The organism is Streptomyces sp. NPDC057474, assembly GCF_042802555.1.
In the GTDB taxonomy this organism is placed as follows: domain Bacteria; phylum Actinomycetota; class Actinomycetes; order Streptomycetales; family Streptomycetaceae; genus Streptomyces.
In genome coordinates this window covers 1-20,559 of the sequence record NZ_JBHVDX010000046.1, presented here as the reverse complement: position 1 = coordinate 20,559, position 20,559 = coordinate 1, and the positions used below count along the sequence as shown (strand labels likewise).

Here is a 20,559-nt window from a genome sequence, read left to right as displayed (position 1 = left end):
CCCACCGACAGTCCCGTCGACCGCTTGGTTCGGAGGCGTCGTCTGGAATGACGTAGCTGAGACGGCGTGGCGCGCCGATGAGACTTGGCTTCTCCCCGGGGCTCCGTGAAACCGGGTACTGCATTGACTCCTTCGGATGAGTGGTGGGCGGTGCTGAACACCTCACTGGATGTGCTTGCCGCCCACCACACGACGCGCTTCGCTACGCCGGACACCGAGACCGTCACCCAAGCACGGGTCACGGAGTCCATCCAGCCTGTGTTTCCGGGCGCCCTCGACACGACGATCCGGAACCGGGCGCCGACGCACGCGGATCTCACCTGGGCGAACGTGACAGGCCCGCAGTTCTGCCTGTTCGACTGGGAGACTGGGCAATGGCTCCTCTCGGACTGGACGCTGCCTGGCTGTGGGGGAACTCGTTCGCCATCCCCGGGTCGGCCGCGCGAGTGCGCCGTGAGCGGTTCCTTCGTCGCTTCGAGCTCATTTCGGCCTTGTCCACAGGGCCACGAGGCCTCTCGCCTTCAGGAAGTCGCTGCGGTGGATCGTCGGCCGGGTCCACAATGATCACTTCCACGTCATGTCCCCGAGCGCAGCGCTGGCGTTCGCAGCGTCAACTAGCCCCCTGGGACGTGGATGCTGCTCTCCGAGAAAGGGTCTACTGCTCATGTCGGGTATCAAGGTGGCGATGTGTACGGGGAATCCGGGCAAGTTCCGTACGGCTCAGGAGCATCTCGCGCCTTGGGGCATTGAGGTGGAGCAGGTGGCGTTGGAGCTGGACGAGATCCAGACCACGTCCGTCGCGGAAATCGCCCAGCACAAGGCCCGGCAGGCTTTCGCGGTCCTCGGGCGACCGCTGTTCGTCGAGGACTCGGGGTTCTACATCGAGGAGTTCGGCGGCTGGCCGGGGCCCATGGTCAAGCAGGCCCTCGAAGCCTTCGGGCCCGGCGGATTCACGCACCTCGCAGACCTCACGGAGAAACGGACGTGCCGCTTCGCGAGTGCCGCCGTGTACGTCGACGCGCGAGGCGAACTCCGCACCTTCGCGGATGACTCCCGGAAGCCGGGCTGCATCGCCTCTGCCCCCGATCGCGGTGATGGGCCGCGGTCCTGGTCGGATCTGTGGTCGATCTTCGTCCCCGAGGGCGCCACGTCGACGCTCGCGGCCCTGCCGGCCGCTGAACAGGAGCAGGTGTTCGCCGAGTGGCGGGCGGACTCGGTGGTTGCCGCGATGGGAGCCTGGCTGTCTGGGCGCCGATGACTGATTTGACGGTGCCCAACACCCAGTGATCTGTTCGACGCGTCGTGCTGGCCGGTGGCCCGCCGCTTTCAGCTCTGCTGTCCAGCGGTCCGGCGGCTACTTGGTCGCGATGACGTAGACGCTGCCCCACTGGCGCTTCGGGTTGGCGATCTGCGGGTCGAAGTTCCAGGGCTCAACGGTGGTGAACCCTGCCTCGGTGAACAGCTGGACGAGCTTGTCGTGGTCGTAGGCCCAGTAGTGCGGGTTATAGGTGGGGTCGTCGTCCTGGTCACGGAAGACGTAGTTGATCAGGTCGAGGTGTGTGTTGATGTCGTCGAGGCAGTCCCGTTTCCCGTACCACTTCTTGATCATCTCTTCGCTGTCGGCTGTACCCTCCGGGTACTGGGCCAGCACGAAGGCGGCGTCGGGTACACCGGTGATGAGACGGCCGCCGGGGGCGAGTACGCGGTGGGTCTCACGGGCGTAGTGCTTGGCCGAGCGGGGGTAGTCGATGTGCTCCAGGAAGTGTTCGGAGAACAGTTCGTCGACGGTCGCGTCGTGGAGCGGTATGCCTTCGCGTACGTCCCACAACAGGTCTGCGGGTGGTACGGCGTCGATGTTGAAGAAGCCGGCGATCCGATGGGCCCCTCCGCCGATCTGCACCTTGCGGGGCGTGTCGTCGATACGGCCGTTGGGCCAGGCCCCCTGGCTGGCCCGGTGGGCGCGGTGGAGTTCGAGCTCTTTGACGGTGGCGCGCAGAGCCCGGCCAAGGCCATGTGTAGTGGTCGGCTGTCGCAGCAGCCGCGTTATCTGCTCCATGACCTGGTCCGGACTGGCTGTCTCGATGTTCTGCTGAGGCGTCACGGTGATCTCCTCGGAGGTCGTCGCGGGCGAGTGGGGCTGCGGTTGCGTTCCTCAGGCGGCCGTCGGTGACGGGCTCGCTGACCGGCTGTTGCGCATCAGGGTGTACTTGATGTCGACGAGTCGCGGGGCGATGGTCACGTCCAGTTGCTCCGTCGGGTGTAGCCGCCCGAGGTCGTCTTGTTCGGCGCGCCACACCCGGTACTCAAGATCGGGGTACGCGGGGTTGATGCCGATCTCGCCCTTCGGGATCGTGCCGTTGAAGGGCGTGATGATGTCCATGTGGTTCCAGTAGTTCCAGGCCTGGAGTGCCTTGTGCTGGTCGAAGTAGAAGTAGAAGTCGGGGTATCGGCCGAAGGTCCGCAGTTCGCGGTGGATGAGGTGGCCCAGTAGTGGGCCCAGGTGGGTGGCCAGGCTGTCGAACTCCCACCGGGTGTGTCGCCACTCCTCCGGTACCTGGCCGGGCGTGAAGAGGCGGGCGGCGACGAGGTAGCTGATGCGCTCGACCAGGTAGCTCCGGGCGTGCTGGGGATTGATCGTCCGGTCCACGCGAGTGAGGAGGCTGTCGAGCTTGTCGGGGGAAGGGCGGAACTTGGCGAGGTCGAACTTGCCGGCCATCGCCAGTTCGGAGGAGAAGATCATCTCCTTGTAGAGCCAGTTGTTGAACTCGCCGAGTTCCGCCAGGCGCCGGGTCTCGTCACTGGTGGAGTGGAGCATCAGGTACTCGGCGAGCACTTCGAAGTAGACGTAGCCGAGGATCGGCAGGCGAGGGATGGTCTCGTCGAGCAGTTGGAGGAACGACCCGGCTGCGACGGTGGCACCTGTGTGGGCGATCGCCGAGGCGAGGGCGAGGAAACTGGCGGAGTTCCTTGTCCTGCTGGTGATCGTCTCGCGCAACTGGTGCCGTTCGGTCTTGGACAGCAGGTATTCGAGGTGGCTGTAGATACTCAGGTGGATGGCGCCGAGCCGCAGGTAGTCGACGCCGGCGAGGCCGCGGTACGCCTGGCGTGGCACGTCGATCTCGAAGAGCAGCGGAGTGGGCGTTGCCTCGGCCTTTCCGATCCTCTTCAGGAAGGCGGGGGCTTCCCGGTTGAGGACGTACGAGGCGAGATTGTGCATGCGGAAGCCCTGGTCGGCCGGGGTGAGCGGGGCGCAGTAGATGCTGCCGACGAGGCAGCCGCCCGAGGGATACAGCACGCCGTGCTCGTTGATCTCCTCCAGAGCATGGGTGACGTGCAGCAGGTGCAGCTTGGTGCTGCTGTTGAGGGCGTCGAAGAGGGCGTTGCTGCGCAGGAGAGCGCCGTGGGGGGTCCGCTCGGCCAGGCGGGTTTCCCAGGCGGCGGTCTGCTCGGCCAGCGGGTCGGTGGCCTCGGCCGGGTTGGGGATGATCGAGGCCTCGTAGAACTCGTGGGCGTCGGCCCACAGGTGGTACGCGTCGAGGAAGTCCATCAGCCGATCAGCTCCCGCTGTTCGAGGGCTTTGAGGACAGCGTCCGCGCTGTCGAGTCCTGCCAGGTGGCCGGCTTCGGACCAGAGGACGAGGTCGAAGGCGGCTGCGCGGAGCTGGTCGAAGCCTTCGACGCGCAAGTGTTGTGCGTCTGGCCACCAACTGAGCTTCGGCAGCCGGTAGCGGTCGAGTGCGTCGGCAGCCTTCACCAGATCGCTGGTCTTCCGGGCGCGCGAGTAGTCGGCTTCGTCTTCCGCGGTGAAAGCCGCGTACGGCACGTCGTGGAGACGAACGGAGGTGGCGGCCTGGGCGACGGCTGATGCTGTCGCCGGCACGTGGAAGTGTTCCCAGACGAGGTCCGTGTGGCTGGTGAGCCATCGCGCCGCGCGTGCTCCGTGGCCTCGGTCGTCCTTGTCGTGGAGTCGCCGGCAGTCGTGGACGGCGGCAGCGACGATCAGCGTGGCTGTATCCGGTTCGTCGAGACCGGTGGTTTCGGCGAGGAGGGCCGCGAGTGCGGCGGTGCGCATCGCGTGCCGAACTCCGTGCAGGGAGTCGCGCAGGCGGGGTTCGGCGAACCAGGCCGTCGGTATCGCCGCGCGTGTGAGGAGCCCGCGGGACGATTCCCGGATCTTCGTCGGCGCGCCGTCGACCAGGCGCGGTCGGTTCTCCTCGATCCAGCGTACTGTCGCGTGGTCGACGAACTGGTGGTGCGGGAGCTGCTTGCGTGCGGCGAGGTCCACCAGGCTGGTGGCCGGCGGGGTCGTGCTCATCTAGTCCACCCCTCTCGGTGGTCTATCGCGACGAGTAGGCTCAGGTGGCGGGCGCCGCGTGTGAGGAGCGGTCGGCGGCCTGCTGCGTTGCTTCGAAGGCCGCGGTGAACTGGGCGAGCTCCTCCTCACTCATGAGGTGGACACCAAGCTCGCGTGCCACCGACTCGATGCGGTCCTGGGCCACCTGAACTGCCGCCGGGCTCGGTTCGTCGCCCAGGAGCACTTCGAACTCGGCGTGGTGGCCCCACGCTTCGCTCCACTTGACCGCGATCTCGACTCCGCCGAGGCGGAAGTTGCGGCGTTGGTTGTACGCCTCGTGCATCGTTTCCTCGAAGCCGAGTGCGTTGAAGACACGGACCGCGGCTTCAACGTCCTCGCGGGCGATGGGGATCTCGGTTTCCGGGAATGCCGTGCCGTGCCCGATCTTGCTGGTCTTGAGGGTGATCTTCGCCGTGTTGGTGGCGATGTTGTCGGTTACCTTCAGCAGCTGATCGGGCAGCACGTAGAAGTAGATGTGCTTGTCGTCGGGGCCGAGGTCTTCGCCGTCCTGTTCGAGGCGCGAGATGAGCTGGTCGTGGGCTTCCTGGCTGAAGCGGGCACGCATTTCGATCTCGACAGGCACGGTGTCCTCCTTGTTCGGGCATGGGTGATCCAGCCGAACCAAGTGGGGTGGAGCCCGGCTGGTCCGGATCGGTAGCGATGTTCGGCTGTTTGCGCTGGTGCGGGCGGCGCGGGCGCCGTTTGGCGTCGACGCCGCCCGTCAGACGGAGATCGTCAGGCGATATCGCCGAAGCGGTCTCTTACGACGCCGTCATGCAGGTAGGTCGGGAGCTGCACGCCGCCCACCGAGAGACGCTTGGTGGCCACCTGGTCCTCGCTGTCGCTCGGGAACCCTTCCAGAAGGCGCAGGCACTGCTGCACCCATTCACGGGACTGGTCCCAGTCGCCGTTGTCGCGATGCCTCACGGCCAGCGCGTACGCGGTCTCCGCCGCCGCCCATCGGTTGGTGCCCAGTTCCCGCTGGAAGCCGGTCTCCAGTTCTTCGACGGAGGCGACGCGGGTTTCGCTGGTCATGTTGTCCTCTCTCATCCGGTGGATCCCCGGTGGTGTTCAACGCGGCGACGACCAGCTGGTGACGTGGAGGTCGCCTAGTAAGTGAAGATCTCAGCGAGGGTGCGGTAGTCCTGGAGCTCGTCCTTGTCGAACCAGAGGTCCACTTCCTGATCCGCTTCCTCCTTGTTGCCGGAGGCGTGCACGAGGTTCGCGGCGGCCTTGCCGGAGGCGACGCTGGCGGCCTTGCTGTAGTGCGAGAAGTCCCCGCGGATCGTGCCGGCGGGCGCCTCGTTCGGGAAGGTGCTGCCGACGATCTTCCGGACGGTGGCGACGGCGTCGGCTCCTTCCAGAACGAGTGCGATGACGGGGCCCTGCTGCATGAACGTGGCGGTGATGTTGTAGACCTCGGGACCGAAGCGTTCTTCGAGGTCGAAGTAGTGGCGTCGCGTGAACTCGGCGTCCATCTGCTTCATCTTGATGCCGACGATCTTCAGTGCCGCATCTTCGAATCGGGAAATGATCTTCCCCGCGAAGCCACGCACAACGGCGTCGGGCTTCAGTAGTACCAGAGTGCGCTCCACCGGCTGCTTCTGATCCTGGGCCATCGGTTCCCTTTCAGCGTTCAGGCAGGCGATATATGACGCACCCTCAGTGCGTCACGAGCCTGAGGTTACCTGCGCTTCGAGGGCTCCCCTCGGGATCATCCGAGATCGACAATCTCGACGAGTACCTTGATCGCTTCGCCCCGAACGTCACCAGTTCTCTGTTCGTCAACGACATCTCACTCCTCCCCCTTTCGTGAATCCCGCCTTCGCCGTTTCGGTACCGCCTCCGTTCGCGCCCTGACGCAGCAGAGTCCTTTGCGTCCGAGCCATCAGCGGCGTCTGGGGACTCGGGGGAACGGCCAGTGGGCGGCCGCTGGAAGAGCCTCTCAACCTGCGCCGCCCATGAGCGGACAGGCTGTCCGCAGCCTCGTTCCTCAAAATGCCGCATCCTACGCGGCCGTTGTGGTAACAGCGGGCCAACTGCCGTTCGATACAAAGAAGTTGGTCGGCGACGGCGACGAGGTTGGGAGGCAGGCCTGCAACATGCTTGCTCGCCTCGCCAGAACGGCCCATGGCCCAAGGGGGTGCTTGCCCTGGAACCGAGAGCCAGGGGCCCTGCGATGGCCGACAAGGTGAACGGCCAGGCGTCGTCAACTAGGCTTCTGCGAGAGTGCTCGTCTTGCTCAACGCGCCTTGCCGCACAAGGCTTTGCCCTCGTGAGGTTGCGTGTGGGTCCTGCGCGGGAGTCCATGCAATGAGTGAACCGACTCCCGGGCAGGCTCACCAGGTATCCGCACAGCAATGAAGGTGCAGTCGCAGTGCAGTGATCACGCATGCCGCTACCCCGGTGTGCCAGGAGGCCGGCATGGACGTGGTGGAGGTCTGGAACGGTCATCACGCGTGCGCTCTTCAGGCGGCCCTGAGGATGACCAACGAGGCCTTCGCGGATCATCTTGATATCGCTCCACGGACGGTCGCGACATGGCACACGAACTCTGACGTCGTACTGCGCCGTGAAACGCAGCAGCTGCTCGACGAGGTCTACGAAACCGCATCGCCAACCGTGCGAAAACGGTTCGCGTTGATGCTCACCTCTGACCAGCCTGCCGCCGGTCGGGGCAACTCCGCGGCTCAGGCGCTGAGGGTCGCTATCGCGGTGGTCGTGCGCGAGGACCAGGTTCTGCTGGTCTGCCGCCGGGACGATGGCGCCTCCGGGATCACGTGGCAGTTTCCAGCCGGAGTGGTCAAACCGGGTGTCCACCCTGACAGTGCCGCGGTCCGAGAGACGCTGAACGAGACCGGCGTTCGCTGTGCCGTCATCCGCAATCTCGGCGCCCGACTGCACCCTGTGACGGCCGTCGAATGCGAGTACTTCCTGTGCGAGTTCCTCGCTGGTGAGGCCACCAACAGCGACGTCGTCGAGAACGTGGACGTGATGTGGGCACCGAAGGCGTCGGTCACCCGCTTCATCCCCGCCAGTAACATCTTCCCGCCCATCCTGGCAGCTCTGGAGGAGCCACATGACGCAGCAGACCACCGATGACCGGCCGGGAATCGCGGCGGCGGTCATCGTGAGTGAGGGGCGCGTCCTGCTGGTGCGGCGGCGAGTGAAGGAAGGGCAACTCTCCTGGCAGTTCCCTGCGGGGGAAGTGGAGCCCGGGGAAGCTGAGGAGGATGCCGCGGTCCGCGAGACGCGGGAGGAGACGGGCCTGGAGGTGAAGGCACTCGAGTCGCTTGGGAGCCGGATCCACCCCAAGACGCAGAGGCGTATGTCCTACACGGCCTGTGAGGTCGTCTCAGGGACAGCGCACGTCGCCGATCTGGACGAGCTGGCGGAGCTGGCGTGGTGCTCGCACTCCGAGATGCCGAAGTACGTCCCTTACGGGCTATATACGCCGGTCCAGCAGTATTTGGACGAGATCTTGCCCCAGTAATCCATGGCATCCCTCTTTCCAGTACGTTCGTCTATCCGTTGGGGTCTCAGGGAGGTGTGGTGCTGGACGCGCTGGTGACTACGGCCGCGGGGGCCGTTTCCGCCACGGTGGGTGTTCTGGTCGGCGGTATGGTCACGCGCCGCGCCCAAGATCGCCAGTGGCTGCGTGACCAGCAACTTGTCGCCTATCAGGAGCTGTTCAGCCACTACGCCAAGTTCACGATGGAACTCAGGCGAGCGCACGGTGACCGGCGTGGCTGGGACTACGACTGGGGCGAGTGGAACGCGGCCTTGATGCGCGTGAGTCTGATCGCTCCCGCAGAAGTCGCGACGGAGATCGACGACTTCGGCCGCGCAATCAACGCGTTTCTGGATCAAGTGGCACGAGGGCGCGACCCGTTGAATGACCCGTTGAGTCCGGAGGGCTTCGAGCAGGCCAGACAGGCACCTGCCGAGGCGCAGGTAAAGCTGGTCAACGCCATACGGCGGTCACTGAGTCGTGATCAAAAAGTGCTGCCCTTCGGAATCGGTGGATAAGTCGGACCATGTCTTTGGAAGCTTTCCTGATGTGAGTGCCCGATTGTTGAGGAGTAGGAGTGCTATGCCTGAGCCCCGGATGGTGAGGGAGCAGGAACTCGAACCCGAGGTGGATTTCTACGGGATGTGCCTACAGGATGAGGAGTCTGCCCAGGTTGCGTATCCGGGTGGCCGTGTCATGGACGAGGGCGTGTTCTTGACCGCTCACCCTGGGCGGGTCGATATCGAGAGTGCTGGTCATACTCACACGCCGACGATGACCGCTCAGGTCTGGGACGGCGAACCGCCCGTTGACACGAGCCGCGCATGGGAGCAGCGGGCCGATACAACTGTGCGGTCCGCGACGGGCACTCTGCAGGTATGGGCGGTGGCGTATGGCCCGATTGAGGACGTGATCGAACTGGGGGCTCCCGACCGGGACTGGCACGTGCGGGTCTACAGCTCTGGCCGGGACGAGGTGGCTCGCGTCATCGAGGAGGAAGGGATTGCCGAGGGCGTCGAGCGCTACCTCGTGCAGTTCTGGCCCCAGCAGGCATGAGAACCGGCCCTGAGGGCGTACGCCCCCAGGGCCCTGCCTGGCACTTGCTCCGCTATTTGATGGTTACGTAGAAGCCGTCGTCGTCGCCGTCGAGTATGCGGTTGAGCGTCATGAACTGCCCGAGAAGACTGCCGGCGTTACCGTTGTCCTTCTTCGCCAGCGGCAAGACGGAGAAGTTGTTCTTCGGGGCGGAAGGCTCGTACGTGTTCTGAGCGCAGCCCTCATAGGTGGTCGCGAAGGGGTACTCGTCGCACTCCTTCTCGCCCTTGGCGTAGTCCTTGCCGAACACCTTCTTGCACGCGCTCACCGCGGTCGACCGGTTCTTCTTGCGTCGTGCGTTGTCGTGGTAAAGCCTGCGCAGAGGCGACTGCGCGCTCGACCCGGGCACCTTCTTACTGGCGTTGACCGGCTTGGTACTGCCCGGTTTGGTGAACGCGGTCTTTATGTGGTTGGCGACGGCTCTCTCCGGAGAGCCTGCCTTGGTGCTGTAGACCAGCGGGACGAGATAGGTGAAAACTGCTCCGCCTTGGGCTTTCTTGGGGAGATACGAAGCCTTGTCCCACCGCGGCGGCAGGAAGAACAGCGTCCCGCTCAGCTCCCCTGCGGCTGTGTAGCCGGGAGGCGGAGTGATCACAGTCGACGCTTCGAAGACAGAGGCGACAGAGTCAGCAGGCTTGGACCCCTGTCCTGCGGCAGCCTTCAGGACGCGAGTGAATCCTGCAGGCTGTTGAGCGGCGATGACATCGAAGCTCCGCGCCCCAGGCACCGCGCCGGTCTGGGTGACCTTCGCGGTCTTCGGCCACACCTTGGGTATTTTCACCGATGGCTTGATCATCATGGCCGACGTGGGTACCGCACCAGTTTTCTGCATCTTGGTGAAGTACTGCGTGATACGTACGTCGCGGCTGTCCTTCGCTATCGTCCCGACCGACAGGTAGACGAACTGAGTCTCACCCATGGGCCGGCCGTTCTGCGACCACACAGTGAAGAACACCGCACCGGAGCAGGAAGCGAAACGCGACTTGAAGAAGAACTTCTTGTCCGTGCCCAAACCCTTGATGCACTCCTGCGGCGTCATCGTGCGGGCGGGCTCGGGATAGGTCACCGGCGGATCCGCTACCGCAGAGCGCTGGTTGCTGACGCGGCCGTACGTGGCCGCCGGACCGACAACCTCCGGCGCGTGCTCGGAACCAGAGAAGGCTTCACGTCCCTTGAGGAGCAGGTCTTTACCTCCCGCCCGCTGCAGATCGGACAGTGAGGGAAGCCGCGTCCCCACCGGCAGGACACTTGTGTGCATTTCTCTGCTTGGCGGTGTGGCCGCGGCCGGTGACGCCACCGGCAGAACAGAAGCAGCTGCCAGAACACCAATCGCCGCAGTGATGGAAAAGGTCCGACGAAACGTCACTTTCATAGTCCCCGTTTGCCTGATGAGGCTGCACACCACCACGCCCCGCGGAACAGTCGGCACGGAGGCTCATCTGGTGCGCAGCAAAGGATGACGACAGTCCCAGGGGGCTCAGGCCGCCCTGAGAACGCCACAGTCTCATCGAACACACGCGCTAATCAAGGCAATTTGAGACATCTGTTCACCACGGCGTGGCTGGCGGCCGGTAGGCCCGCAGACGGCGGGCCGCATCTACGAGGGCGAGCACCCGAACTCTCCGATGCAGTCGCTTGCACGTGAACCCGAGGGCAAACCGCGATCCTCGACGCGTCACCGCCAACCATGCAGGGGCTCAATAACCGCTGGGGTGGTCGCGCCCTTTCGGCGGGTGACGGTCGTGATTCTGGGCGGCGGCCAGCGCACGCTAAGGGGTGCCCCGTAAACGGGTGACGGGACGAGCAGTCCCGAGAGGAAGGGCCGGTATGGGGCCGGAGAACGGCTGCGAACGGCGCGGGTGTTAGTTTCCTGCCCGTGTTAAAACACCAGGACGAGACCAGGGCGGCCTACGACGGGGTCGTCGAGCTCTATGCGTCGATGTTCACCAGTCGGTTGGAGACGCGGCCGTTCGCACGGAACATGATCGGCACCTTCGCCGAGCTCGTGCGTGATACGGGAAACCTGCGGGTAGCCGACGTCGGGTGCGGACCCGGTCATCTGACGGCCATGCTGCACGACCTGGGGTTGGACGCCTTCGGGATCGACCTCTCCCCGGCCATGGTCGACCATGCTCGGCGGGCCCAGCCGGCGCTGCGGTTCGACGAAGCGCGAATGGAGGCCCTGCCGGTCGAGGACGGCGCACTCGGCGGAGTGCTGGCCCACTACTCGATGATCCATACCCCACCTGAAGAACTGCCCGCACTGCTCGCTGAGCAGATGCGTGTCCTGGCACCAGGGGGCCTGCTCCTGGTGTCCTTCTTCGGAACCGAAGGGCCTGAGCCGGTCCGCTTCGACCACAAGGTGGCACCCGCCTATAGCTGGCCGGCGGAGCAGTTTGCCGAGTTGCTGGCCGGTGCCGGACTCATCACGGTGGCTCGGCTGCTCCACGACCCAGCGACCGAGCGGGGCTTCCTCGACACTCACCTGCTGGCCCGCCGCCCGTAGAGCGTGGCCCGGGGCGGGGTGGTGGGCCCTCCGTGTGGATGAACCTCGTCCGATGCGGTGCGTTCTGTGCCAGCGCCCACTGCGCATCGCCGGAGGTGACAACCGTCCAGGTCACGAAGGCTCCGGCGGTGCGGCCACCGCAGTGGCGAGAGCAACGATCTCCCGGAAGGCGGGAATTCCCAGGTCGACGGACACCTGCTTCCGGGAAATTTGCACGTCGAGTTGTGCAAGCTTCTCGTTGGCGTGACTCAGACTGCTTTGCAGGCCCTCAACTTCGCCTAAAGCGTGACCAGACACCCCAACAGGCCAGCTCAGGCTGCCTACCAGCGGCCTTCTGCAACACGCTTTAGCCGAGGTCCCGCTCAGTTCGGTGTCGGATGCGGGGGAGAGGCGTAGCGTACGGTCGCCCAGTCTCAGCCACTCCCGCCTCCTTTCTCGCATGAGATAGCACCGGCGCCAGCACTTCACGAGAGAATGAGGCAGCACGCTCAAGTGGTTCCGTCGCGCGAAGTACCCAGTCACCCTCTGTGACGGCTACGACTCGTTGATCGCAGTAGGAGAAGAGGGGCGCGGACAATCTGTCCGTAAGTAATTGTTCGCCAGCTCTTGACGGTTGAGCCGCGACGACTCTCACTGTGTGGCCTACTTTTTGCCTATCGCCCCCTTTTGGTCCATTGTCTGGAACCGCACTGAGGGCCTCGAACACGGAGCTACGGGGCTTCACTTCATGGTCGCGCCGCTGCCTGCTCTGTTAACACTTGGTGACTAGGGGTGCGGGTTAGGGCATTTTCCGTACTCTGATCCGAGTGCTTCATCGCGAAGGGACAGATCCACCGATGAGTGAAAACCTGACGCTGGGAGATCGTCTCCGTACGGCACGCAGGACACGGAAGCTGTCTGCCGCTCAACTGGCACAGAAGGTCGCAGTCTCCCCGAGCTATGTGCAGAAGCTGGAGTCCGGTGCGCGGAAGGCTTCACCGTCGCTGACGCCGGCACTCGCGAAGGCGCTGCGCTTCGGCCCCGAGGTCCTGACCGGCCAGCCCTACTACGGTGAGCCGGAAGCCGAAGACGGCGTCCACGCCGTCATCCCTGAGCTGCGCCGTCTCCTGCTCTGCTACGACAGCCCCGACGACCTGGAGGTCGCGCCCCGCGCGCTTCCCGTGCTCGCCTCGGAAGTCGACCAGGTGGCGGCCCTGCGCCGCGACGCCCGCTACGCCCCGATGGGCCCCCTGCTGCCGCCGATCATCACCGAGTTGACGCACGTAGCCCTCGGGGGCGGCAACGGCGACCAGAGCAAGGCGTTCTGGCACTTGGCGCGCGCCTATCGTGCCGTGAACTCCTTGGCTCACAAGATGGGCCACCACGACCTGTCGAACACGGCGCTGGAGCGCGTTCGTTGGGCGGCCGACCGCTCCGGCGACCCCCTGATGCAGTTCACGGCCGGTTACCTCGTCGCGGGAGCGATGCTCCGCCAAGGCGCGTACTCGCCGGCACGTCGCAAGCTCCTCGCGCTGCGGACCGAGCTGGAGCGGTTCCAGCCGGAACGCTCCTTCACGCAGGATGCGCTTGCCGTCGACGGTGCGCTGCTGCTGAAGCTGGCCGTTCTCGAAGCCCGTGAGAACAACTCCGATCGCGCCGACGCGTACCTGAGGGAGGCGGAGCAGGTCGCGGGCATGGCAGGCAACCGCGACTCCCTGGCTTACGAGATGTCGTTCGGCCCGACGAACATCCGCATCCATGAGGTGCACGCGATGATCGACATGGGTGACACCGAGCAGGCTCTCGCCCGTCTCACCGAATGGTCTCCGGTTTCCGGAGGCGAGTGGGCGCCGCCCGCCACGACCGTCGGCGAGCGGTCGAGCCACCACTTCATCGACGTGGCCTCCGCGAAGCTCGCTGGGGGTGACCGGGCTGGTGCTTTCGCGGATCTCAAGCGAGCACGGAAGGTCGCGCCCAACCACACACGGTTCCATCCGTCCGTTCGCGAGACCGCTGCGGCGCTGCTCAGGATGGACGCGCACCCGTCCAACGAGCTTTCTGCATTCGGTAGTTGGACAGGTATTAGCACAACCTGAGCTTGTGTCAAGGGCTTTGGCGGGCGGACCCCACGGACAGTCTGTCCGCGCACAGTAGCTTGCTGAATGGAATGGTCTCCTCACACGCAGTGGTGAGGAGGCCTTTTCCATGTCCGACGACAATCCCGCAGCTCGCGCGATCCCGCCGCGCTGGATGCCCATCGGTGAGGAGCCGGAACTGTGCTCGGCGGGCGAGTGGTGGGATGCCGTACGCGCCGTGGAGGCCGTGGGCCGACGCGCGATCGAGATCCTCCACGAGGGCGACGAGCCGGTCGGCCCGGTGATCCTGGACCACGAGGGTCCGGAGCCCCGGCTGTACTTCCTGGTTCCCGTGGGTACTGCGGCTCGCTGGGAAGAGCAGGGGACCGTTGCCCTGGGACAGAAGTGCCACGTAGTCGTGCCGTCCGCTGAGAACACGACCCCTCCGGGGATGCACTGGCATGTCCTCCCCAGAGGCCCACGATCGCTGACCCAGCCCGAGGTTCTTCGCCGTGCGCTGAGCCAGGCTCGCAGGGAGCGGCAAGGGGCCTCGGAGGAATCGGCCTCCTGATGGCTCTGAGCATCTCGTTCGTGCTGTTGCTCGGCATCGTCGTGGTTGTTCTGATCCGCAGCAAGTCCGTGAAACCTGGGCCCGCGATCGTCTGCGCGCTCTTCGGGTTCTTCCTGTCGAGCACTTCGATGGCCCCGAGCATCAACCGGTTCATGACCAGCATCACGAACGCGATCGGCCAGATTCGCTTCTAGGCCAGCCGGCTTGGCGCCCGAGCAGCCGTGTCTCCAGCGGCGGGCACCCCCACCCACTTCGCGGCCCACCCCCCAACTCGCCTGAGGCCCCCGATGACATTGACGTTCAACCCAGAGAGCACGACGCCACCTCGCACAGTTCGAAGCCATCGGACGAGCAGCCTCGATCTCGCGCTCCGCCACCGCCCCGTCCATGGCGAGGGACTCTGATGCGCCTCGTGTATCACCCCGCCGGCCACGACGACGACTTGGGCGTGGCCCTGATCGAGTTGCAGGCGGGCCGTTGGAGAACGGCACGGCAACTGTTGCTGGCTACGGCCACGCATTGGGCGCTGCGAACGTCACGCACCCAGCTGCTGGCGGTGGCGGCCGCCCGGTCGGATGTGGTGGGCGTGTGGCTCGGCGAAGAGCCTGGCAGCTATGACGCGCAGGTGATGGGTGCCCGCGTGGCTGTCGAGCGGGCGTTGCGCGCGCACAAACAACGGCATCCACAGACGCTGGAGTTCGAGTTCAGGGCTCGCCGTGATGCGCTGCTGGCGGCTCGTCGCGCGCCGCATGATCCCGTGCCGTGGGTATGTCTCCTGGCTCTTGCGCAGATCGACACGCGGCAGCTGCGCCAGGAACACCGCGTGAACCCCGGCGAGCCGATGCTGCCCAGTGGTCCATGGGGCCTGTTGTACGAGGTCAACCGGCGTGATCCGTACAACCGGGAGGCCTACCACCGGGTGCTGCAGTTCATGCTCTCCCTGGATGGCCCGCCGGGGGCTTCCCTGGCCGCGGTCTTCGACTTCGGTCGGTTCGTAGCCTCGCAGCGGCCTGTCGGATCGTCCCTGCTGCTTCTGCCCGCGTATGCGCAGGTCGAGCAGCGACGGCGATCGCGCGCCGACCCGTTGTGGCGGCGGCAGTGGGCGCAGGAGTCGACGCTCGACTACACGCTCACCGCCTTCCACGGCTGGTTCCACAAGACGCACGGCGAGCAGCGCTCAGTGGCTGACCTGAGCCTTCTTGCCTACGCGTTGTGGGCTGGCCACCAGTATCTGGAAGCCGCTGAGGTGTTCGAGGCGATGGGCCCGTACGCGGCCCGCGAGCCGTGGGCGTCGGTGCATGAAGGGACCGCAGGGCCAGACCCGGGTGAGGCACTGCTCCTTCGAGCGCGCGCCGAGTCCCTCTCTTACGCCCGTACCCGTAGATCGCGCGCCGGACCGCACCCGTGACCGGCATCCGCCGCCCATCAAGTCCGATTTGGCATGAACCTGTCTATTTGATTCTCTGAGTTTGGAGGCTGACCCGTGTCTCGCTTGAGTCCGAACCGCCGTGCGACGTCCCGGATATCCGATGACGCGTACTTGCGGGAGCTGGGCTACGAGCCCGTGCTGACCCGGCGCATGGGGCCGTTCGGGAATTTCGCGATCTCGTTCAGCGTGATCAGTGTTCTGTCCGGCTGTATGACCTTGTACGGCTTCGGCTTGAACACCGGCGGCCCGGCGGTGATGCTGTGGGGCTGGCTCATCGTCGGGGCCATGGTGATGTTCATCGGCGCCGCCCTCGCCGAAGTGACCTCCGCTTATCCGACCTCCGGGGCCCTGTACTACCAGGCAGAGCAGCTCGGCGGGCGGAAGTGGGGCTGGTACACGGGCTGGCTGAACCTGCTGGGCCTGCTCGGCGCGATCGCCGGCATCGACTACGGGGCCGCGCTGTTCGCGGGCGCCCTATTCAACCTGCAGTGGGGATTCGTGCCGACGCCGGGCAAGATCATGGTGATCTTCCTGTGCATCCTCGCCCTGCACCTGGCCCTGAACCTGTTCGGGGTCCGGCTGGTCAGCATCCTCAACAGCATCAGCGTCTGGTGGCACCTCGGCGGCGTCACGGTGATCGTCGGCGCTCTGGCGATTGTCCCCTCCCACCACCAGTCCTCGGACTTCGTGTTCGGTGAGTTCGTCAACAACACCGGCTGGAGCCCTCTCTACGCGGCGGTGCTCGGTCTGCTGCTGGCCCAGTACACGTTCTGCGGTTACGACGCCTCCGCGCACCTGTCGGAGGAGACGACCGACGCGCAGGTGTCCGCATCCCGAGGGATCATCCACGCGATCGGCTGGTCGTGGCTGGCCGGGTTCGTCCTGCTGGCCGGGCTCACGTTCGCGATCCAGGACTACGCGGGCACTGTGGGCACGGCGACGGGGGTGCCGCCGGCGCAGATCTTCCTGGATGCCCTGGGCGTGGCGGGGGCGAAGGCACTGCTCCTGGTCGTGATCATCGCGCAGTTGTGCTGTGGCAATGCCGAGACCGCCGCGGCAAGCCGGATGGTGTTCGCGTTCTCGCGTGACGGGGCGTTGCCTGGCTCGCACCTGTGGCGGCAGGTCGACCGCCGTACCGGCACTCCGCGCATGGCCGTACTGCTGGCGGTCGTGTGCGCCGCCGTGCTGGCCCTGCCGAGCCTGTACAGCCCGGTCGCGTACGCGGCGATCACCAGTATCAACGTGGTCGGCATCACCCCGGCGTACGCGATCCCGATCTACCTGCGCATCAAGAACCGGGACCGCTTCCGGCCAGGCCCCTGGAACCTCGGCAACTGGGGCGTGGCCGTCGGCACGATCGCCGTTGTCTGGGTGGTGTTCGTGACGGTGCTGTTCTGTCTGCCGCAGACGCGCCCCGCCGGCGGCGGCCTGGTGTCCGTGGAGACCTTCAACTACGCGCCGATCGCTCTGCTCGTCGTCCTCGCGCTGGCCTGGGCGTGGTGGCGGAAGCAGGGCAGCTTGTACGAAGTGCCGGCCCAGAACTTCGACCGCTCGGCGGCCACGTACGAAAACGAGGTCGTCTGATGACGAGAACCACGAGCGGCAACGGCACCGTGGCACGCCTGGCTGCCGCGTCCGTCCCCGAGCACGGCGGGCGCTCCGAGAAGGCCTTCTCCCTGTCCGACCTGCGGAACCTCGTCAAGGCGGGTGCCATCGACACGGTGCTGCTCGCCGTCCCCGATCTGCAGGGGAGGCTGAAGGGGAAGCGTTACGACGCGGACCACTTTCTCAAGCGCGTCGCGCATCACGGCGCCGAGATGTGCGCCTACGTCCTGGCCACCGACATCGACATGAGCCCGGCGGACGGCTTCGCCCTGACCTCGTGGGAGACCGGCTACCAGGACCTGTCCGTGCAACCGGACCTGTCGACCCTGAGCATCGTGCCGTGGCTGCCACGCACCGTTGTCGTACTCGGCGATGCCGTCCACCACGACGGAACGCCGATCGACATCGCACCCCGCCAGATCCTCCACCAGCAGCTGACCCGGCTGTCGCGGCACGGTCTGCACCCCAAGGCGGGGATCGAGACCGAGTTTGTCCTCTACAGGGGCACGTACGAGGACGCGGAACAGGCCAACTATCAGGGCCTGCGGCCGTTGACGACGGAGAACCTGGACTACGCCCTCGACCACGACCCCGTATCCGACCGGTTCCTGCGCCGTCTTCAGCGGGCGCTCGCCGGCGCCGGGATGCCCGTGGAAGCGATCAAGACCGAGGCCGGTCCCGGCCAGGTCGAGGTGACCTTCCCGTACGGGGGCGCGCTCACCGCCTGCGACCGGCACCCACTCTTCAAGCACGCCGTGCGCACCCTGGGTCTACGCGCCGGTCTGGCACCCACGTTCATGGCGGCCCCGGAAACCGACCGGGCCAACGGCCTGCACCTGCACGTGTCGCTGTGGTCGAAGGCCATCAGCCAACTCAACGAGCCCGGCAGCGAGTACGGACTGTCCCAGACCGGTCAGCACGCCATCGCGGGTCTGCTCGCCGGCCTGCCCGAGTTGGGACCGTTCTACGCGCCCAACGTCAACTCCTACAAGCGGTTCACGACCGGCTCGTTCGCGCCCACCACGTTCACCTGGGGCCGCGACAACCGCACCTGCGCGGTCCGCGTCGTCGGCCGCGGTGAAGGGCTGCACCTGGAGATCCGTGTGCCGGGCGCGGACGCCAACCCGTACCTGGCGCTGTCGGCGGTACTGGCGGCCATCGACCACGGTCTCGAGCAGAAGCTCACCCTTGGTCCCGAAGCGACCGGCAACGCCTACCGCGCAGGCGGAATCCCCGTGCCACCCACCCTCGGACCGGCTCTGACCGCCTTCCAGAACAGCGTCTTCGCGCAGGAAGCCTTCGGCGCCGGGGTGGTCGAGCACTATGCCCATCTCGCCCGCCTGGAACTCGCCCACGACGAGTGCCTCGTCACCGACACCGAGCGGCAGCGATGGCTGGCCCGCGCCTGACAAGCCCGCCTCACCGAAAGGACGCACAACCGTGAGCGCCCGCCCGACCCGCCCGCCCGCGACGCTTCCGCTGACACCCGCACAGCTTCGGATCGCCCAGAAGGTCGCGGAGGGCGAGAACACCCACGCGATCGCCTCCGAGCTGTCCATCACCGTCGGCACGATCAACGTGCAGCTGAAGCACTGCGGACAGAAGCTCGGCGTGAGAGGCCGGGCCGCCGTCGTCCACGCCTGCATCGTCACCGGGCAACTCCAGCGTCCCGAGACGGCCACCTCCCCGGAGGCCTTCTCGGAAACGGAGATCGAGACCTGGCGGATGGTCGCGACCGGTGCGACGTCACAGGAGTTCGCGGACCGGGCCCGCATCAGCCGTGACAGCGCGCTGGCGCGGGTCAGGGCCCTGCGGGAGCGCGTCAAGGCCGAGAACGACCCGCACCTCGTGACGCTCGGCTGGAGCTGTGAGGTGCTCGACGAGTCCCTGACCGAGATGGCCTCCGGGACCGTCCTCTGCGTTCCCACCCCCAGATGACCAGCTCAGGCCGCAATGTCAGTGCCCACTGGCAAGCTACCCACCCACAACAGGACACTGAGTGCATCCGACACGTCACCCATCGTGGCGTGGTCGGAGGGCTCGGCGAGCGGAAGGGCGCACCGTGACCGACATGCCCAGCGCACTCCACCACCTGGTGGAGTCGGTGACCGACACGTACACGGTGGTCGCCGAGCACCCCAGGCCCGGCGACATCCGGCCTTCCGTCTGGGAGGTCAACGGGCCTGACGGCGAGAGGTGGTTCGGGAAGCTCCACGCGGGCGCGAAGCTCCACCACCGCGAGGTGACCGCGTACCAGAAGTGGACCGTGGCCATGGGCGCCGGCCGTGCACCCGAACTGGTCGCCGCGGATACGCAGACGCGCACCGTCCTGATCACCGCCGTGCCCGGAGGCGGTCTCGACACGCTGCGCCTGCCGGCCGAGCAGGAACGGGCGGCCTACGAGCAGGCGGGCGAACTGCTCGCCCGGTTCCACACCGCGGCAGCCGACGAGCCGACGCCGGTAGCGACGGAGGAGGCGTGGGACGAGGCGGTCGCCCAACTGTTGGACCGTACGGCGGCGTACGTGCCGGAGTACGACCTCGCGATTGTGCGCACGCTCGCCGAGGAAGTTCCTCCGAGCCTGCCCCAGGTATCCCAACACGGCGACTACATGCCCAAGAACTGGATGTGGGACGAGACCGAGCAGCGTCTGCGGGTCATCGACTTCGAAAGGGCCGAGCTTCGGCCCGCCGCCTACCGGGACCTGAGCCGACTGCGCTACCGGATCCTGCACCACCGCCCCGACCTCAGCGCCGCCTTCCACCACGGATACGGCCGGCCCCTCACCACGGAGGAACTCGTCGCGTGCCGGGCCTACGGGGCACTGGATGCTCTGGACTCGCTGAACTGGGGGATCAAGCGCCGCGACGGCGGCCTGGTCGACGAGGCGCACATCATGCTGGAGAACCTGCGCCTGGAGATCCGCAAGAGGGTGTGGGGCGGGTGGCGTACGTGAACGTCTTCGCTGGAACCGCTGCGGCTCCGCACCTGTTCGGCGTTCGGTGCTATGCCTCCGAACCGACCGTCGCCACCTCACCCCGTTCGTCGACAGGGGAGTGCTCACGGAGGACAACGACTTCACCCTCCTCACGGCATGCCGTCCGTCCGCACGCGAAGGCCGGTGATCTGTATGGACGAAGCAGGCTAGGGCGAGACGTTGACCGCTGACGTGCTGGAAGACCGGTACGGGCTGGTCGCCGACATCGTCGAACCAGTACACATGGGCACGGACACCATCAACCGGCGAGTCCTGACGGACGACGGGCTGCGGCTGTTCGTCAAGCAGTACCCCTCGATGGCCGACCTGGACGAGGCGCGCAACGCGTGGGATATGTCGGAATTGAAGTTTCCCCGTGATGCTGGACACTCGATGCTTACGCCGTGAGGGCGTGTCCTTGTTCGTGTCGCTGTCTGATCTCCAGCGGGGTGAGGTAG

The 20,559-nt window shown here is 66.1% G+C and carries 22 protein-coding genes; 15 read left to right on the top strand and 7 right to left on the bottom strand.

From position 1 onward, the window contains the following. Window positions 1-664: 664 nt before the first annotated feature. Window positions 665-1,258, top strand: coding sequence for a non-canonical purine NTP pyrophosphatase (locus tag ACFU53_RS16175; protein WP_383991760.1), 594 nt, complete (start codon window positions 665-667; stop codon window positions 1,256-1,258). A 96-nt stretch (window positions 1,259-1,354) separates the two neighbouring features. On the opposite strand, the gene ACFU53_RS16170 is transcribed toward ACFU53_RS16175, so the two are convergent. The 6 genes from ACFU53_RS16170 to ACFU53_RS16145 form a co-directional block, all read right to left on the bottom strand. Next, window positions 1,355-2,056 carry a class I SAM-dependent methyltransferase gene (locus ACFU53_RS16170; protein WP_383991828.1) on the bottom strand — a complete coding sequence of 234 codons (702 nt, stop codon included), beginning with the start codon at window positions 2,054-2,056 and terminating at the stop codon, window positions 1,355-1,357. Window positions 2,057-2,152: 96 nt separating this feature from the next. After that, window positions 2,153-3,547, bottom strand: a complete 1,395-nt coding sequence (locus tag ACFU53_RS16165; protein WP_319263240.1) for a hypothetical protein — start codon at window positions 3,545-3,547, stop codon at window positions 2,153-2,155. Continuing rightward, window positions 3,547-4,314, bottom strand: coding sequence for a hypothetical protein (locus ACFU53_RS16160; RefSeq protein WP_383991755.1), 768 nt, complete (start codon window positions 4,312-4,314; stop codon window positions 3,547-3,549). Before ACFU53_RS16160 ends, ACFU53_RS16165 begins: the two co-directional genes overlap by 1 nt. A gap of 40 nt (window positions 4,315-4,354) precedes the next feature. Then, window positions 4,355-4,936 carry a hypothetical protein gene (locus ACFU53_RS16155; RefSeq protein WP_383991752.1) on the bottom strand — a complete coding sequence of 194 codons (582 nt, stop codon included), beginning with the start codon at window positions 4,934-4,936 and terminating at the stop codon, window positions 4,355-4,357. A 152-nt stretch (window positions 4,937-5,088) separates the two neighbouring features. Beyond that, window positions 5,089-5,388, bottom strand: coding sequence for a hypothetical protein (locus ACFU53_RS16150; protein WP_319263235.1), 300 nt, complete (start codon window positions 5,386-5,388; stop codon window positions 5,089-5,091). 74 nt (window positions 5,389-5,462) lie between these two features. Next, window positions 5,463-5,972 (bottom strand): nucleoside-diphosphate kinase, encoded by a 510-nt coding sequence (locus tag ACFU53_RS16145; protein WP_319104645.1) that lies wholly within the window; start codon window positions 5,970-5,972, stop codon window positions 5,463-5,465. An 805-nt stretch (window positions 5,973-6,777) separates the two neighbouring features. On the opposite strand from ACFU53_RS16145, the gene ACFU53_RS16140 reads away from it, so the two are divergent. The 4 genes from ACFU53_RS16140 to ACFU53_RS16125 all read left to right on the top strand — a co-directional run bounded on the left by ACFU53_RS16140 (window position 6,778) and on the right by ACFU53_RS16125 (window position 8,920). After that, on the top strand, window positions 6,778-7,455 hold the full coding sequence (locus tag ACFU53_RS16140) for an NUDIX domain-containing protein (RefSeq protein ID WP_383991748.1): 678 nt from the start codon (window positions 6,778-6,780) through the stop codon (window positions 7,453-7,455). After that, a complete protein-coding gene (locus tag ACFU53_RS16135; protein ID WP_383991745.1) occupies window positions 7,433-7,846 on the top strand; it encodes an NUDIX hydrolase in 414 nt (137 codons plus the stop codon). The genes ACFU53_RS16140 and ACFU53_RS16135 overlap by 23 nt, the downstream gene beginning before the upstream one ends. Window positions 7,847-7,905: 59 nt before the next feature. Beyond that, complete coding sequence (locus ACFU53_RS16130) at window positions 7,906-8,382, top strand: hypothetical protein (RefSeq protein ID WP_383991742.1); 477 nt, start codon at window positions 7,906-7,908, stop codon at window positions 8,380-8,382. Window positions 8,383-8,446: 64 nt separating this feature from the next. Then, window positions 8,447-8,920: a hypothetical protein gene (locus ACFU53_RS16125; RefSeq protein WP_383991739.1), complete on the top strand. Its 474-nt coding sequence runs from the start codon at window positions 8,447-8,449 to the stop codon at window positions 8,918-8,920. A 52-nt stretch (window positions 8,921-8,972) separates the two neighbouring features. On the opposite strand, the gene ACFU53_RS16120 is transcribed toward ACFU53_RS16125, so the two are convergent. After that, window positions 8,973-10,325 carry a hypothetical protein gene (locus tag ACFU53_RS16120; RefSeq protein WP_383991736.1) on the bottom strand — a complete coding sequence of 451 codons (1,353 nt, stop codon included), beginning with the start codon at window positions 10,323-10,325 and terminating at the stop codon, window positions 8,973-8,975. A 510-nt stretch (window positions 10,326-10,835) separates the two neighbouring features. On the opposite strand from ACFU53_RS16120, the gene ACFU53_RS16115 reads away from it, so the two are divergent. From ACFU53_RS16115 to ACFU53_RS16070, 10 genes are all read left to right on the top strand, one after another. After that, complete coding sequence (locus tag ACFU53_RS16115; protein ID WP_383991734.1) at window positions 10,836-11,465, top strand: class I SAM-dependent methyltransferase; 630 nt, start codon at window positions 10,836-10,838, stop codon at window positions 11,463-11,465. Between the two features lie 836 nt (window positions 11,466-12,301). Then, window positions 12,302-13,540 (top strand): helix-turn-helix domain-containing protein, encoded by a 1,239-nt coding sequence (locus ACFU53_RS16110; RefSeq protein WP_383991731.1) that lies wholly within the window; start codon window positions 12,302-12,304, stop codon window positions 13,538-13,540. A gap of 109 nt (window positions 13,541-13,649) precedes the next feature. Then, entirely contained in the window at window positions 13,650-14,090 is a 441-nt protein-coding gene (locus ACFU53_RS16105; protein ID WP_383991728.1) for a hypothetical protein, read from the top strand. Beyond that, window positions 14,090-14,284 carry a hypothetical protein gene (locus ACFU53_RS16100; RefSeq protein WP_383991725.1) on the top strand — a complete coding sequence of 65 codons (195 nt, stop codon included), beginning with the start codon at window positions 14,090-14,092 and terminating at the stop codon, window positions 14,282-14,284. Before ACFU53_RS16105 ends, ACFU53_RS16100 begins: the two co-directional genes overlap by 1 nt. Before the next feature lie 209 nt (window positions 14,285-14,493). Next, complete coding sequence (locus tag ACFU53_RS16095) at window positions 14,494-15,498, top strand: hypothetical protein (RefSeq protein WP_383991722.1); 1,005 nt, start codon at window positions 14,494-14,496, stop codon at window positions 15,496-15,498. A 75-nt stretch (window positions 15,499-15,573) separates the two neighbouring features. After that, a complete protein-coding gene (locus ACFU53_RS16090; RefSeq protein ID WP_383991719.1) occupies window positions 15,574-17,103 on the top strand; it encodes an amino acid permease in 1,530 nt (509 codons plus the stop codon). After that, a complete protein-coding gene (locus ACFU53_RS16085; protein WP_383991716.1) occupies window positions 17,103-18,533 on the top strand; it encodes a glutamine synthetase family protein in 1,431 nt (476 codons plus the stop codon). Before ACFU53_RS16090 ends, ACFU53_RS16085 begins: the two co-directional genes overlap by 1 nt. A 31-nt stretch (window positions 18,534-18,564) precedes the next feature. Beyond that, window positions 18,565-19,062 carry a LuxR C-terminal-related transcriptional regulator gene (locus tag ACFU53_RS16080; RefSeq protein WP_383991714.1) on the top strand — a complete coding sequence of 166 codons (498 nt, stop codon included), beginning with the start codon at window positions 18,565-18,567 and terminating at the stop codon, window positions 19,060-19,062. 133 nt (window positions 19,063-19,195) lie between these two features. Beyond that, window positions 19,196-20,080, top strand: coding sequence for a phosphotransferase enzyme family protein (locus ACFU53_RS16075; protein ID WP_383991711.1), 885 nt, complete (start codon window positions 19,196-19,198; stop codon window positions 20,078-20,080). A gap of 201 nt (window positions 20,081-20,281) precedes the next feature. Then, a complete protein-coding gene (locus ACFU53_RS16070) occupies window positions 20,282-20,509 on the top strand; it encodes a hypothetical protein (protein WP_383991708.1) in 228 nt (75 codons plus the stop codon). Window positions 20,510-20,559: the final 50 nt, after the last annotated feature.